This window comes from Streptomyces sp. NPDC059008 (assembly GCF_042749045.1).
GTDB lineage: Bacteria > Actinomycetota > Actinomycetes > Streptomycetales > Streptomycetaceae > Streptomyces.
This window is the reverse complement of record NZ_JBHYJC010000001.1, coordinates 57,478-71,277: the sequence shown is the minus strand read 5'-3', so window position 1 is coordinate 71,277 and position 13,800 is coordinate 57,478. Positions and strand designations below refer to the sequence as shown.

The 13,800-nt window shown below is 69.1% G+C and carries 12 protein-coding genes, 1 tRNA gene and 2 pseudogenes; 10 read left to right on the top strand and 5 right to left on the bottom strand.

What is annotated here, in order from left to right:
* The first annotated feature begins 10 nt into the window (after positions 1-10).
* The 5 genes and pseudogenes from ACFWZH_RS00325 to ACFWZH_RS00305 form a co-directional block, all read left to right on the top strand.
* Positions 11-214, top strand: a complete 204-nt coding sequence (locus tag ACFWZH_RS00325; RefSeq protein WP_006604711.1) for a cold-shock protein — start codon at positions 11-13, stop codon at positions 212-214.
* A gap of 347 nt (positions 215-561) precedes the next feature.
* Entirely contained in the window at positions 562-2,076 is a 1,515-nt protein-coding gene (locus tag ACFWZH_RS00320) for a DEAD/DEAH box helicase (protein ID WP_384424028.1), read from the top strand.
* A 62-nt stretch (positions 2,077-2,138) separates the two neighbouring features.
* A complete protein-coding gene (locus ACFWZH_RS00315) occupies positions 2,139-2,528 on the top strand; it encodes a CBS domain-containing protein (protein WP_384424027.1) in 390 nt (129 codons plus the stop codon).
* 60 nt (positions 2,529-2,588) lie between these two features.
* Positions 2,589-2,897, top strand: coding sequence for an SCO5918 family protein (locus tag ACFWZH_RS00310; RefSeq protein ID WP_384424026.1), 309 nt, complete (start codon positions 2,589-2,591; stop codon positions 2,895-2,897).
* Between the two features lie 127 nt (positions 2,898-3,024).
* Positions 3,025-3,542, top strand: a pseudogene (locus ACFWZH_RS00305) (hemolysin III family protein); the annotation flags it as partial.
* A 279-nt stretch (positions 3,543-3,821) separates the two neighbouring features.
* Here the strand turns inward: ACFWZH_RS00305 and ACFWZH_RS00300 are convergent.
* On the bottom strand, positions 3,822-4,160 hold the full coding sequence (locus ACFWZH_RS00300) for a MerR family transcriptional regulator (protein ID WP_384424025.1): 339 nt from the start codon (positions 4,158-4,160) through the stop codon (positions 3,822-3,824).
* 648 nt (positions 4,161-4,808) lie between these two features.
* Between ACFWZH_RS00300 and ACFWZH_RS00295 the strand changes: the two genes are divergently transcribed.
* Both ACFWZH_RS00295 and ACFWZH_RS00290 read left to right on the top strand, forming a co-directional pair.
* Positions 4,809-5,213 carry an ATP-binding protein gene (locus ACFWZH_RS00295; protein WP_384424024.1) on the top strand — a complete coding sequence of 135 codons (405 nt, stop codon included), beginning with the start codon at positions 4,809-4,811 and terminating at the stop codon, positions 5,211-5,213.
* 9 nt (positions 5,214-5,222) lie between these two features.
* Positions 5,223-5,631: pseudogene (locus ACFWZH_RS00290) on the top strand (site-specific integrase); the annotation flags it as partial.
* A 51-nt stretch (positions 5,632-5,682) separates the two neighbouring features.
* On the opposite strand, the gene ACFWZH_RS00285 reads toward ACFWZH_RS00290, so the two are convergent.
* Positions 5,683-5,756: transfer RNA gene (locus tag ACFWZH_RS00285), tRNA-Gly, on the bottom strand.
* Between the two features lie 693 nt (positions 5,757-6,449).
* Between ACFWZH_RS00285 and dcd the strand changes: the two genes are divergently transcribed.
* Both dcd and ACFWZH_RS00275 read left to right on the top strand, forming a co-directional pair.
* Entirely contained in the window at positions 6,450-7,025 is a 576-nt protein-coding gene (gene dcd / locus ACFWZH_RS00280) for a dCTP deaminase (RefSeq protein WP_384424023.1), read from the top strand.
* Between the two features lie 79 nt (positions 7,026-7,104).
* Positions 7,105-7,593, top strand: a complete 489-nt coding sequence (locus ACFWZH_RS00275) for a phosphoribosyltransferase (protein WP_384424587.1) — start codon at positions 7,105-7,107, stop codon at positions 7,591-7,593.
* A 15-nt stretch (positions 7,594-7,608) separates the two neighbouring features.
* On the opposite strand, the gene ACFWZH_RS00270 is transcribed toward ACFWZH_RS00275, so the two are convergent.
* Entirely contained in the window at positions 7,609-8,160 is a 552-nt protein-coding gene (locus tag ACFWZH_RS00270; protein ID WP_384424022.1) for a hypothetical protein, read from the bottom strand.
* A gap of 393 nt (positions 8,161-8,553) precedes the next feature.
* Here ACFWZH_RS00270 and ACFWZH_RS00265 point away from each other — a divergent pair, with 393 nt between their 5' ends.
* Positions 8,554-10,035 carry a ricin-type beta-trefoil lectin domain protein gene (locus tag ACFWZH_RS00265; RefSeq protein WP_384424021.1) on the top strand — a complete coding sequence of 494 codons (1,482 nt, stop codon included), beginning with the start codon at positions 8,554-8,556 and terminating at the stop codon, positions 10,033-10,035.
* A gap of 141 nt (positions 10,036-10,176) precedes the next feature.
* On the opposite strand, the gene ACFWZH_RS00260 is transcribed toward ACFWZH_RS00265, so the two are convergent.
* Together ACFWZH_RS00260 and ACFWZH_RS00255 are read right to left on the bottom strand one after the other, a co-directional pair.
* The gene (locus tag ACFWZH_RS00260) at positions 10,177-11,106 is read right to left on the bottom strand and encodes a Yip1 family protein (RefSeq protein ID WP_384424585.1); all 930 of its coding nucleotides are present in this window, start codon (positions 11,104-11,106) and stop codon (positions 10,177-10,179) included.
* Positions 11,107-11,361: 255 nt separating this feature from the next.
* Positions 11,362-13,629, bottom strand: coding sequence for a (Fe-S)-binding protein (locus ACFWZH_RS00255; RefSeq protein ID WP_384424020.1), 2,268 nt, complete (start codon positions 13,627-13,629; stop codon positions 11,362-11,364).
* Positions 13,630-13,800: the final 171 nt, after the last annotated feature.

The window sequence follows — 13,800 nt, the reverse complement described above, 5'->3', positions numbered from 1 at the left end:
GAGATATCACATGGCTACTGGCACCGTGAAGTGGTTCAACGCGGAAAAGGGTTTCGGCTTCATCGAGCAGGAGGGTGGCGGCGCCGACGTCTTCGCCCACTACTCGAACATCGCTGCCCAGGGCTTCCGCGAGCTGCAGGAAGGCCAGAAGGTGAACTTCGACGTCACGCAGGGCCAGAAGGGCCCGCAGGCCGAGAACATCGTTCCCGCCTGACGCTGACGCGTACACCGTAGCTGGGGCCCGCACCTTGGGTGCGGGCCCCAGCTCGTTGCTTTTCGGTGTTGCCCGTGTGCCCCGCAACGGCCGCACACGCGGCGTGCGGGCAGCCAGTTCGACTTCCCGGCCGCTATGACACGGCGGGCAATCCGCCCGGATTCAAGATCCGGCAACTGTTTCGCTCTTCTTTTGCGACGTTGCCGTTCCCGCTTCGGCGTGCAGGGTCGACATGTTTCCGACCCGCTTCGTTTCATCTCAATTCATCGGTTCGTTCTTGCGATTCTTTGTGTGCGGCTCATCGCTGCCGGGAATTCCTCAACGTACCGCATCGAGGAAGGTTCGCCTTGAACCGCACAGCTCGCACGAATGACCGCTACTCCCGCTCTGCCAGCTCGTCCGGCTCAGGCCGCGGCGGCTACCGCTCCGGTGGGCCGAACCGCTCGGGCACGGGCCGTTCCGGGGGCCCCGGACGGCGTCCCGCGACACTGCAGGGAGAGTTCGCCCTGCCCGTCACCCACACTCCCGCCCTGCCCCCGGCCGAAACTTTCGCCGAGCTGGACATGCCGGCGGCGCTGCTGGCGGCCCTCAGCGTGGAAGGCATGTCCGCCCCGTTCCCCATCCAGGCCGCCACGCTGCCGAACTCGCTGGCCGGACGCGATGTTCTCGGCCGCGGACGTACCGGATCGGGCAAGACGCTGGCCTTCGGTCTGGCCCTGCTGGCCCGCACCGCCGGACAGCGCGCCGAGCCCCGCCAGCCGCTGGCCCTGGCCCTGGTCCCCACCCGGGAGCTGGCGCAGCAGGTCACCGACGCACTCACCCCCTACGCCCGATCGCTGAAGCTGCGGATGGCCACCGTCGTCGGTGGGATGTCGATCGGCCGCCAGTCCAGCGCACTGCGCGGCGGCGTCGAAGTGGTCGTCGCCACGCCGGGACGGCTCAAGGACCTCATCGAGCGCGGCGACTGCCGCCTCAACCAGGTCGCCATCACCGTGCTGGACGAGGCCGACCAGATGGCCGACATGGGCTTCATGCCTCAGGTCACCGCCCTGCTCGACCAGGTCCGGCCCGAGGGGCAGCGCATGCTTTTCTCGGCCACCCTGGACCGCAACGTCGACCTCCTGGTCCGCCGCTACCTCACCGACCCGGTGGTCCACTCCGTCGATCCCTCGGCGGGTGCCGTGACCACGATGGAGCACCACGTGCTGCACGTCCACGGTGCCGACAAGCACGCCACCACCACCGAGATCGCGGCCCGCGAAGGTCGGTCGATCATGTTCCTGGACACCAAGCACGCGGTCGACAGCCTCACCAAACACCTGCTGAACAGCGGCGTGCGCGCCGCGGCCCTGCACGGTGGCAAGTCCCAGCCCCAACGCACACGCACCCTGGCCCAGTTCAAGACCGGCCATGTCACCGTCCTGGTGGCCACCAACGTCGCCGCCCGCGGCATCCACGTCGACAACCTCGACCTCGTCGTCAACGTCGACCCGCCGAGCGATCACAAGGACTACCTGCACCGCGGGGGACGCACCGCCCGTGCCGGCGAGTCCGGCAGCGTCGTCACCCTCGTCCTGCCCAACCAGCGCCGCACCATGAATCGCCTGATGGCGGACGCGGGCATCACCCCGCAGTCCACCCAGGTCCGCTCCGGCGAGGCCGAACTGAGCCGCATCACCGGCGCCCAGGCACCCTCCGGCATCCCGGTCACCATCGCCGCACCAGTCGTCGAACGCGCCAAGCGCAGCGGCTCTTCCACGCGTGGCCGCCGCAGCCGCCCCGCCCCGGCCCGCCGTGCCGCCGGATCATCCCGGACCGCGACACCGATTCCGCGGCAGACCTCCTCGGCCCCGGCCGCCTAAGGCCGGTCCCGGACGATCACGCTCAGCTCGTCGGATCACTCTCGTCACGGAGGCTTTCGTTGATGCTTCAGAGCTACCCCCAGGCAGACAGCTCCGGCCAGGCAGTCGGCGACGTCATGTCGTCGCCGGGACCACAGGTCGGCGACGACATGATCGTCGACCTGGCCCTGTCCATCCTCATCGGGGCCCGTGCCGATCATCTTCTCGTCCGTGACGAGGACGGGCGGTGTACGGGCCTGATCACCCGTTCCCAGATGACAGCCCACCATCAAGGCTCCTGGTACACCGAGGAGACCCGGTTGCGGGACCTCGCCTACGACCGTGGGCCCTTCACTTCGCCCGTGATGTCTGTACACGACGCGGAACGCGCCATGCGCCAACGCGCACTGCGGGCCTCACCCGTGATCGGTGAGGACGGGCACGCCCTGGGCATCGTCTTCCTCACCCGTTGATCCCTCTCCGCCCGGGCCGGCGATCCGTTTCCGGCTTCTCTTCGACCTTGTAGAGGCACTATGCGCGTCGTCATCGCCCGCTTCCCCTTCGACCTGCTCAAGCCCGAGGTGCAGGAGGCGATGAAGGGCATCAAACCCGAACCTGTCACGGGTGAGTCCGTGCTCATCGGTCGCCGCCATTACCCCGTCAAGCAGGTCGGGGAGATCATCACCCGGCAGGACCGCCGTGACTTCTCCGCCGGTGAAGTGACCCGAGCCCTGAGCCGCCTCGGCTTCGTGTGCCGCCCGGCTGCCGCGCTCGTGCCACCGACCGGTCTCACACCACTGGAGAGGGCGTCGGCCTTGCTGGGGCACTTGGCCCGGGCCTGACCGGACCGCTGTGGGCACTGAATCCGCCTGCCGCCACCGCCTCGGGGTCCAGCCGTCCGGTGATGACTGCGCCCTGGACGATCACGGTGAGCGACAACTGACTGCTCTGCTCCGACTCCACCCTGCCGCCTGCACTGTGTACGCCGTCACCGCCTTGCTCTGTTCGGGACGAGCGCCGTCTACCACCGCGGTACTTGGGGCTCGCTCGGCGAGGCCGTTCTGCGCCGTCTCGACCACGCCAATATTTTCCTCGTCGTCGCCGGCACCTGTGCACCCCTGGCCGTGCTCCTCCTCCCTTCGGCTCAGCGGCCCGTCCTGCTGCGGGTCGTGTGGACCGGGGCGCTGGTCGGCATCGCCTTCCGCGTCCTCCGGGTCGGAGCTCCCCGCTGGCTGTACACCCCTGCTACCTGGCCCTGGGCTGGGCACCGGTGCGTTACCTGCCTGACTTCCCGCACACCGGCGGAGCGGCCGTACTCACCCTGATCGTGACCGGCGGTCTCCTCTACAGCGTGGGCGCTGTGGTCTACGCCCTCCAGCGCCCTGTCCCCTCGACCTCGCTGGTTCGGCTTCCACGAGGTCTTCCACGTCCTGACTGTGGCAGGCTTCACCGCGCACCACATCGCCATCTCCCTCGCCGCCTGCTGACCACAGCGGTGTGCTGGCTCGTGGGCCGTCCATGTCCCGATGGCCCGCCCGGCCCCGATGAATCAGAGGCGCGGAGCCTCGGACGCTGCCGCGAGATCAGGGGACGTCTCGACCGCGGTGCTCAGCCCGGTGGGCGTCAGGTTGACGGCGAAGAGCTCCGGCGACGATATCGACGGAGCTCGTCTGCGTGGCTGCTGTGGGGCAGCTGTGACGCTGTCCTGGCCGAGGCCGACTGAACGTCCCCGAGGCGGCGGCCGTGCGCGGGCGCGGGAACGGAGTTCAGCCGTCGGTCTTGAGGCGGGGCTCGGAGGGTGAAGTGCGCAATTCTTCGTTGATGCGCCGAGCTTCGTCGAGCTGGTCTTCGAGCATGATGATGCGGCAGGCGGCGTCGACGGGGGTTCCCTGGTCGACGAGTTCGCGGGCGCGTGCGGCGATACGCAGCTGGTAGCGGGAGTAGCGGCGGTGGCCACCCTCGGAACGCAAAGGCGTGATCAGCTTGGCCTCACCGAGGGCCCGCAGGAAGGTGGGGGTGGTGTCGAGCATTTCGGCGGCTCGCCCCATGGTGTAGGCGGGGTAGTCCTCGTCGTTGAGACGGTCGTGAGAGTTTTCTGCGGTCATTTGCACCTCTGATCGGGGAACGCGTCGTGGGGCCCTGGTGTCGAACACACACCAGGGCCCCGAGGGATTAGAACACCATCTGCCGGCTTACTGCGGTGCCGGCCTTCTGTTTCCGCACCGTCGCCCGGGAGAGGGCGGGAAGTGCGGGGATCGCGGATGCGTGACCGGGGACCACCTTCCAATCTGGGGCCTGCGGTACCCGAGCGGCTCACTTCCTCGCCCGGGCGATCCTGATGGTGTCTGCCTCCTTCTCTTCCTTCTGCTGACCTGCTTGCTCATGCGGATCCTGCGGTTCTGCTTGCGACCCCGGGGGCCGCCCGGCCCGGCAGCCAGTCGCGGGGCCCATCTGCATACCTTTCGGCCCCGCGACTCCGCTGCCGTGCCTCTTCTGGTGCTGCATGCACGGCAGTTCGACCTCTGCCGTGCCTTTCGATCTCTTGGCTACAACAAAAAGCCTAACCCCCGGTGGGGCGCATGTCTACTGCCGCCATGACAGATTTTCTCTGAAGGTGATGACCGAGCTTCTACCGTCCACGTCTGATGGAAACTGCAACAGGAAGCGCGTTGCCGGGGTGTGGGAACCGAGGGGCGGGCACACTGCCTGCCCAGGGAGAAGGGCGCAACAGATAACAGGCGGGGTGTACGCGCATGAACGGCATGAAGATCACCAGCCCCTCATCCCGTCCCGACCGTGGTGCGGGGCGAAAGCCCGGACAGCATCATCGGGCCAGCGAGGTGACCCGCGCGTTCACTGGCAACCTCACCCCAGCACCGGATCCCGAGCGCGCGGACACCGTTCTCCTGCTGGTCTCCGAACTCGCCACCAACGCACTGCGCCACGGCGGTGGCCGGTACACCCTCCAACTTTTTGCCGGCCCGGACACGCTGATCGCTGCGGTCGACAACCTCAGCTCAGCGGCGCCCCGCGACCGCACACCTGATCTCAACGGCGGCAGCGGTGGATTCGGCTGGCACATGATCCGCTACCTCCCCAGCCACCTGACCATCACCCCCGCCCCCGGCAAGGCCATCCGGTCCCAACTCCCGCGGTAGCGGGGTCCTGTGGCCCTGCCGGCCTTCCTCCGGGCCGACCTCCGACGTCACCTCGACCGGTACGCGGAGCAGGGGCCGGCCGGGCTGTTGTTCGTGGGGGAGAAGGGCAAGCCGTTCCGGCGGTCCGCCTTCGGCGGAAATGGCGCAGGGCCCGCACGCTCGTCGGCATACCGGAGAGCTTCCGTTTCTACGGCCTTCGTCACACCGGTCGCACCCTGGCGACACCGGTCCGGAGCGACGCTCAAGGACACGATGGTCCGCGCCGGTAGGTCGTCGGAGAAGGCCGCGCTGATCTAGCAGCACTCGGATCTTGAGCGGCAACAGGAAGTCGCGAGCGGGGCTGGACGGCCTTGTGCGGGCCAACCGCGAGAAGGCTGATCAGAAGCCTTCTCGCGCGAATCTGGTGCGCGACGCCTGAACTGGTCCAGACGATGAACAAGGCCCAGGTCGCCGACCTGGGCCTCAACTATGGAGCGGGTGACGGGAATCGAACCCGCGCTCTGAGCTTGGGAAGCTCATGTTCTACCATTAAACTACACCCGCGTAATCCCGCCTCGGATCGAGTGCGGAACATCGTCGCACACTCTACCTCATCGCCGCCGGGCGGTGCATTTGGCATGTCCGGGTGGGGGGTGTTGGCATGTCCGGGTGGGGGCTGCGGGGTGCCTGGTGAAGGTGGGGGCGGAGTGCGGCCCGTGGGTGGGATGCGGGTGCGGGGGGCGGGAGTTGAGGCGTACGGTTGGGCGTCGGAGTGCCGCGTGCGGTAGCACCCAGTTCATCCCCTAATGTGGCTTTTGTTGTCCACGCAGTTGGGAGAGGGACTTGATGGAGCGCACCGTCGTACGTTGTGCCGAGGGCCACGTGTTCAGCACCGCTTCGTTCCCCATGCAGACCACCGACCGGCTCGGTCCCGGACGGCTGTTGCGCTGCCCGCGCTGTGCTCGGCTGCGGCATTCGGTGCCCGTGGAGCACGTCAAGCGGTAAGACGCAGTGCCGGGGAAGAAGCCGCGCAGCGGTAGGTGAGCGGCGCGGAGCGAACGGCCGAGAGCGGCAGTAGGGGGGCCGCGGCGGTGAAGCGGTAACGGCGAGGAGCCGGAACGCAGCAGCCGGCAGAGGCCAAGAGAGATCGACAAGGATCCGGAGGGGTCCGAAGACGGATGGGTGGGCCCGGTTCCCTGGTGGGAGCCGGGCCCTCGTCGTGCGGTGGGGGTGGTGCGGGCGCGTATCCTCGTGTGCGTGCTTCTCTCAGACAAGGACATCCGGGCCGAGATCGACGCTGGTCGGGTGCGCATCGACCCCTATGACGAGTCGATGGTGCAGCCGTCCAGTATTGACGTGCGCCTCGACCGGTACTTCCGGGTGTTCGAGAATCACCGCTATCCGCACATCGACCCCGCCGTCGAGCAGTCCGATCTGACCCGTGAGGTCGTTCCGGAGGGGGACGAGGCGTTCATTCTGCATCCGGGCGAGTTCGTGCTGGCCTCGACGTACGAGGTCATCTCGCTGCCGGATGATCTTGCTTCCCGGCTGGAGGGAAAGAGCTCGCTGGGGCGGCTGGGGCTGCTGACGCACTCGACCGCCGGATTCATCGACCCGGGCTTCAGCGGGCATGTGACGCTCGAGCTGAGCAATGTCGCCACGCTGCCGATCAAGCTGTGGCCGGGCATGAAGATCGGGCAGCTGTGCATGTTCCGGCTGAGCTCGCCGGCCGAGCACCCGTACGGCAGCGAGCGGTACGGCTCGCGATACCAGGGGCAGCGCGGTCCGACGCCGTCCCGTTCGTTCCGGAATTTCCACCGTACGCACGTGTGAGGCAGGCGCAGGCGCACAGCGGGCGCCGGAGCGCGTGGGCACAGGGACACAGAAGGTCTGAGAGAGATACGTGAGTGACGTGCGGGAGAACCTGACGTACGAGCGCTTCGGCGGCGCGATCCGTGAGCTGGCGCAGATGGTCGCCGACGACGGGTACGAGCCCGATGTCGTGCTGTCGATCGCCCGGGGCGGGGTCTTCGTCGCCGGGGGCCTGGCGTACGCGCTGGACTGCAAGAACATCCACCTGGTGAATGTCGAGTTCTACACCGGGGTGGGGACCACCCTGGAGATGCCGGTCATGCTGGCGCCGGTGCCGAACGCGATCGATTTCAGCGAGAAGAAGGTGCTGATCGCCGATGACGTCGCGGACACCGGCAAGACGCTGAAGCTGGTGCGCGACTTCTGCCTGGAGACCGTGGCCGAGGTCCGCAGCGCGGTGATCTATGAGAAGTCGCACTCGCTGGTGAAGTGCGAGTACGTGTGGAAGCGCACCGACGACTGGATCAACTTCCCGTGGAGCGTCGAGCCGCCGGTGGTGCGCCGTGAGGGGCAGATCCTCGACGCCTGAGGTGTCCGCGGAGGGTCACAACAGCCAGGCCAGGTAGGCGGAGACGGCGATTCCGGCGAGGGACGTGAGCGCCAGGCGCTTGGCGAACCAGGCGATCCGGGTGCCGCGTACCGCCGTGAAGAGGTCCTGACCCGACGTGCCCCTGCGCGGAAGGACGCCGCTCGCCGCCACGGGGAGCGCCGCCGAGCCGATCAGCAGGCCCAGGAAGGCGAAGGCGACGAGGATCCAGGCCGAGTCCGTGCCGGCGACGACGTAGCCGCCGATGCCCTTGCGGACCTCGATCGTGTCGCCGGGGTCGGCCTCCCGGGTGTTCACCCGCGCGTGCGGATCGCTCGGCAGGCCGGTACGGCCGTCGGCCTCGGCCGGGCGGAAGGTGCCGTAGCAGTGCCGTATGCCTCGGCCCTTGTGGCACTGGCTGACGGTCAGCTTGCCGCCGGTGCCCGCGAGTCCGGTCGCGGCGGCGGCCTGGGACAGGGACACGCCGCAGATGGTGAGGGCTATCAGCAGGCCGACGACGCCGGCGGCGCGGCCCGCGACGGTGGGCCGCACATCACTCGTGGTGGGCATGGACAGACCTTATGGCAGGGGGCGCCGCCGATCGCGGGGGGCCTGGTGGTGCGGCGTGAGGGAGGGCCCTCGACGGGCGAGGGGAGGGGCCTCGACGTGTGGGGGGGCGGTCCTCGACGTGTGGGGGGGAGTTCCTCTACGTGTGAGTGGAGGGGCGAGTGGGGCGCTGATCGTCCTTCGGGGTAAGGGAGTCGGCTGTGGGCCGGCTCCCTTTCGCGTGTGCGTGCGCGGGTTTCGGCCAATCCCGTGCCGGGCGTTCCGCAGTTGCTTACCTGCGAGTAAATACCGGCGGTAACAGCGGGTGCAGAGGAAACGGCTGACCCGCGGAACCGGAGGGGAGGCCCCGTGGTGCGTGCGAGACGTAGGCGGCGGGTGAGGGCTGGGCTCGCGGTCGTGACCGCGGCCTTGACGGTGGCGTTCACCGGGGCGGCGGGCGGGGCGAGCGCCGCCGCGCCCCGGGCGTCCGGCGCCACACCGCTGCCGCCCGCCCTGGAGGCGATCCGGGCGCAGCAGGCCGTCCAGCTCTACGGCGACCCGGCCGAGTGGCCCGTAGGGGAGCGGAAGACCTCGTTGATCTCGCTGGGGGACAGCGAGATCTCGGGGGAGGGCGTCGGGACGTACGAGCCGGGGACCGACGGGCCCGACAACTGGTGCCACCGGTCGCCGGACTCGGCGATCCACCGGACCGGGATCGCGGCGGACGTGACGTACAACGTCGCGTGCTCGGGCGCGTACAGCGGCAACATCGTGATCGGCGGGAGCAAGCAGTACGCCGACGAGCTGGTGCAGAGCGACAGTCTGGCCGTCGCGGCCCGCAACACCCGGCTGAAGATGGTGCTGCTGGTGGCCGGGGCCAACGACGATCTGCAGTTCGGGCCGGTGATGACGGACTGCGTGGAGCGCTGGTTCCTGCTGCAGGGCACCTGTGAGCCGAAGTACCAGCCGGGCTGGCAGGCGCGGGTGGACGGACTGGTGCCGAAGGTCGAGCGGACGGTCGGCGATCTGCGGACCGTGATGCGCGACGCCGGGTACGCGGACGGCGACTACCGGCTCGTGGTGATGTCGTATCCGAGCCCGATCGGGCCGGACATGGAGGACAACCCCCACTACCCGGGGAAGTTGCCGGGCGGCTGCACCGGCTACACCTCCGACGCGGCGTGGGGCCGCAACGCCGCGGTGCCGGCCTTCGAGCGGGGCGTGCGCAAGGCCGCACGGGACTCGGGGGCGACCTACCTCGACGCCTCGCGGCTCTTCCACGGGCACGAGGTGTGCATGGAGGAGACCTGGGCCCGCGGGCTGTATGTGAACCTCTCCAACCCCTTCCCGCCGAACGCGAATTCGGTGCGGCAGTCCTTCCACCCCAACGCGCGCGGGCACGGCGCGTTCGCCTCGTGTCTGACCCAGCTGTACGCGGCGCCGGGGCTGCGGGAGGCGTCCTGCGCGGACGTGGCCAGTACCGGGCGGCCGAAGCTGTACGCGGGGGCCTGGGACGACGCGTACCGGCCGCTGAAGAACGCCGGCACCGGCAGCTGTGTGGACGCGACGGGCGGCGCCAGCCGCAACGGCACGGCGGTCGTCGGCTGGGACTGCAACGGGCAGCGCCATCAGGACTGGTGGTACGACGGCGGGCAGGGGTCGGTGCACGTGGGGCTGACCCAGGACCGGTGCCTGGACGTGCCGGGCGCGCGCTACGAGGCCGGCGCCGGGCTGGTGCTGTGGAACTGCTCGGGGGCGGCGAACCAGCGGTTCGTGCGGGCGGACGGCGGGTCGATCCGGCCGGCCGCCGCCTCGTCGCTGTGCCTGACGCTGGACGGGGCGAAGGAGCCGCTCAGACTGCGGGCCTGCGACGGGTCGGCGGGGCAGCGGTTCGCCTGAGGCCGGTCCGGTGAGGCGGGGCGCCCGTCGCCCGGCGAGGCGGGCGGCTCGGGCGGCCCGTCCGTGGGGCGCCCGGTACGTCGAAGGGGCCCGCCCGGAGCCGTGTGCTCCGGGCGGGCCCCTTTCGTGGCCGGGTCGGGCCTACAGCGTGCCGAGCTTGACCAGGGCCAGCAGCGCCACCAGCTGGATCGCGGCGGCGCCCAGGGCCTTGGGCCACGGCAGGTCGTGGGACCTGCTGACCATCGACGTCAGCAGATAGCCGGTCGCGAGCCAGGTCAGCCAGCCCAGGACCTGGACCAGGGTGGAGTCGCCGCCGAGGAACATCGCGAACAGCAGGCGGGGCGCGTCCGGGATCGTCATGATCAGCATGGACAGGCCGATGGTCGGCTGCCAGGCGCCGTCGCCGCCGAGCTGGCGGGCCATGGTGTGGGTGACCGCGCCCAGGATCAGGCTGCCGATGATGAACATCACAGCCGTGATCAGCACCCAGGGGATGCTGTTGGAGAGCGTGGCGTTGAGCACGTCCTCGCGGGCCTTGTCGAAGCCGAAGACCGCCAGCAGGCCGTAGACGAAGGTGACGATCAGCGCCGGGGCCCAGACCTGGTGGTCCCGCATCTGCCAGAACGTGGCGTCGGGGCGCAGCACGATGCCGGGCAGCAGCTGCTTCCAGTGCAGCCGGGGGCCGGCGGGCGGCGCGGAGGTCTGGCCGGCGCGGTAGGTGCCGCCGGCCGCGTAGTCGCCGTCGCCGTACTGGTCGGGGTGGTCGCCGTAGTCCGGCGCCTCACCGATGCTGAACTGCCGGGTGGCACCCGGGTTGTTGTCCTGGGCGTACGGCGCGTAGGACTGCTGCTGGGGCTCGTAGCCGCCGTCGCCGAAGTACTCCGGCTCGCCGTACTGCCCCTGCGGCTGCGGCCGTCCCTGCGGGCCGCCGCCGTACTGCTGCGGCGCCTGCTGCCACTGCCCATGCGGTGGTGGGGGCGGCTGCTGCCCGTACGGTCCTTGCTGTCCGTACGGGGCCTGCTGCCCCTGCTGTCCGTTCTGCGCGGGGCGGGCATCCCGTCCGCGACCCATCCTGAATCCAGCCACGCCTTCGAAAGTACCTGGTCCGCGCGGAACAGGTGGCCGAGCCGGGCTCAGGGCCGGGGTTTGCTGCGGAGCTGTGACATCCCCTAGGGGGAGCCCGGAGGGGGCGGCGCCGGGACCCGGGGGCCGGCGGTCACCGGGCGGCTGCCGATGCCGGTGCGGCGGACTCCCGGAACACGCCGACGGCCGGCCCCCCCGTACCTCTGGGGGACCGGCCGTCGGTCAACGCTCCTACGGACGCCGCTACTTCACCGGCTCGGGCTCCGGAGCCGTCTCCGACTCCTCGTCACCCGCCGGATCGATGGGGGTCTTGACGGAGTCCAGCAGCAGCTGGGCGACGTCGACGACCTGGATCGACTCCTTCGCCTTGCCGTCGTTCTTCTTGCCGTTGACCGAGTCGGTCAGCATCACGAGGCAGAAGGGGCAGGCCGTCGAGACGATGTCGGGGTTGAGCGAGAGGGCCTCGTCGACACGCTCGTTGTTGATGCGCTTGCCGATGCGCTCCTCCATCCACATGCGGGCACCACCGGCGCCGCAGCAGAAGCCGCGCTCCTTGTGGCGGTGCATCTCCTCGTTCCGCAGGCCCGGCACCTTGGCGATGATCTCGCGCGGCGGGGTGTAGACCTTGTTGTGGCGGCCCAGGTAGCAGGGGTCGTGGTAGGTGATGAGCCCCTCGACCGGGGTGACGGGGATGAGCTTGCCCTCGTCGATGAGGTGCTGCAGCAGCTGCGTGTGGTGGATGACCTCGAACTCGCCGCCCAGCTGGGGGTACTCGTTCGCGATGGTGTTGAAGCAGTGCGGGCAGGTGGCGACGATCTTCTTCTTGGACTTCGGCTTCTTCGTCGACTCGTCCTCGGAGTCCTCGCCGAAGGCCGTGTTCAGCATCTCGACGTTCTGCTGGCCGAGCTGCTGGAAGAGGAACTCGTTGCCCAGGCGGCGGGCCGAGTCACCGGTGCACGCCTCGTCGCCGCCCATGATCGCGAACTTCACGCCCGCGATGTGCAGCAGCTCGGCGAAGGCCTTGGTGGTCTTCTTCGCCCGGTCCTCCAGGGCGCCCGCGCAGCCGACCCAGTACAGGTAGTCGACCTCGGTGAGGTCCTCGATGTCCTTGCCGACGACCGGGACCTCGAACTCGACCTCCTTGGTCCAGGCGAGGCGCTGCTTCTTGGCCAGGCCCCAGGGGTTGCCCTTCTTCTCCAGGTTCTTGAGCATCGTGCCCGCCTCGGACGGGAACGAGGACTCGATCATGACCTGGTAGCGGCGCATGTCGACGATGTGGTCGACGTGCTCGATGTCGACCGGGCACTGCTCGACGCACGCACCGCAGGTGGTGCAGGACCACAGCACGTCCGGGTCGATGACGCCGTTCTCCTCCAGCGTCCCGATCAGCGGGCGCTCGGCCTCGGCCAGCGCCGACGCGGGCACGTCCTTGAGCTGCTCCTCGGTGGCCTGCTCCGTGCCTTCCATGTCCTTGCCGCCGCCGGCCAGGAGGTAGGGGGCCTTGGCGTGCGCGTGGTCGCGCAGCGACATGATCAGGAGCTTGGGGGAGAGCGGCTTGCCCGTGTTCCAGGCGGGGCACTGCGACTGGCAGCGGCCGCACTCGGTGCAGGTGGAGAAGTCGAGGATGCCCTTCCAGGAGAAGTGCTCGATCTGCGAGACGCCGAACTGGTCGTCCTCGCCCGGGTCCTCGAAGTCGATCGGCTTGCCCTGGCTGGTCATCGGCGGCAGCGCGCCCAGCGCCACGTCGCCGGAGGCCTCGCGCTTGAACCAGATGTTGGGGAAGGCCAGGAAACGGTGCCAGGCGACACCCATGTCGGTCTTCAGGGCGACCGTGATCATCCAGATGAAGGAGGTCGCGATCTTCAGGCCGGCGAAGAAGTAGGTGAGGTTCTGGAGCGTGGAGACGTCCATCCCCTCCAGCCACGAGACGACCGGGTACGAGACGAAGAACGAGGCCTCGTAGCCGTCCACGTGGTGCTGGGCGCCTTCGAGCGCGTGCAGCATGAAGATGCAGACGCCGACGATGAGGATCACGGCCTCGACGAAGTACGCCTGGCCGATGTTGGAGCCCGCGAAGCGGGACTTGCGGCCCGGCTTGTCCGGGCGGTTCAGCTGCCGGATCACGATGAGCGTCAGGATGCCGAGCGCCGTCATCGTGCCGAGGAACTCGACGAAGACGTTGTACGGCGCCCAGTCACCGATGATCGGCAGGAGCCAGTCGGCCTTGAAGAGCTGTCCGATGGCGTTGACGATCGTCAGCAGGAGCGAGAAGAAGCCCACCGCCACGAACCAGTGCGCCACGCCGACGATGCCCCAGCGGTTCATCCGGGTGTGGCCGAGGAACTCCTTGACCACCGTGACGGTGCGCTGCGTGGGATCGTCGGTGCGGGTGCCGGCGGGTACGGGCTGGCCTAGCCGCATGAAGCGGTAGATCTGCAGGAGGGCGCGGCCGAACAGCGCGACGCCGACCGCGATTAGGACCAGCGACACGATGATCGCGGCGAGTTGCATGACGGGCTCCTCGAACCTGCGAGAGCGGAAGACTGAGAAAGCTGAGCGGGTAACTACTAAGCGGTAACTTTTTAGTTCTGCGGCTGAGGTTACCCATTCTCCCGGGCGCCATGAAGCCGCCCGGCCGGTGATCTGTGTCGCGAAGGCAACCCTGTGCGGCGGCCCGGCGTC

Excerpts from the sequence above, each read along its gene's own strand:
- ACFWZH_RS00260 (WP_384424585.1), bottom strand. The coding sequence starts at position 11,106 with ATGGGTCGCGGACGGGATGCCCGCCCCGCGCAGAACGGACAGCAGGGG.
- ACFWZH_RS00270 (WP_384424022.1), bottom strand. The coding sequence starts at position 8,160 with ATGCCCACCACGAGTGATGTGCGGCCCACCGTCGCGGGCCGCGCCGCC.
- ACFWZH_RS00300 (WP_384424025.1), bottom strand. The coding sequence starts at position 4,160 with ATGACCGCAGAAAACTCTCACGACCGTCTCAACGACGAGGACTACCCC.
- ACFWZH_RS00315 (WP_384424027.1), top strand. The coding sequence starts at position 2,139 with ATGCTTCAGAGCTACCCCCAGGCAGACAGCTCCGGCCAGGCAGTCGGC.
- ACFWZH_RS00255 (WP_384424020.1), bottom strand. The coding sequence starts at position 13,629 with ATGCAACTCGCCGCGATCATCGTGTCGCTGGTCCTAATCGCGGTCGGC.
- ACFWZH_RS00325 (WP_006604711.1), top strand. The coding sequence starts at position 11 with ATGGCTACTGGCACCGTGAAGTGGTTCAACGCGGAAAAGGGTTTCGGC.
- ACFWZH_RS00295 (WP_384424024.1), top strand. The coding sequence starts at position 4,809 with ATGAACGGCATGAAGATCACCAGCCCCTCATCCCGTCCCGACCGTGGT.
- ACFWZH_RS00310 (WP_384424026.1), top strand. The coding sequence starts at position 2,589 with ATGCGCGTCGTCATCGCCCGCTTCCCCTTCGACCTGCTCAAGCCCGAG.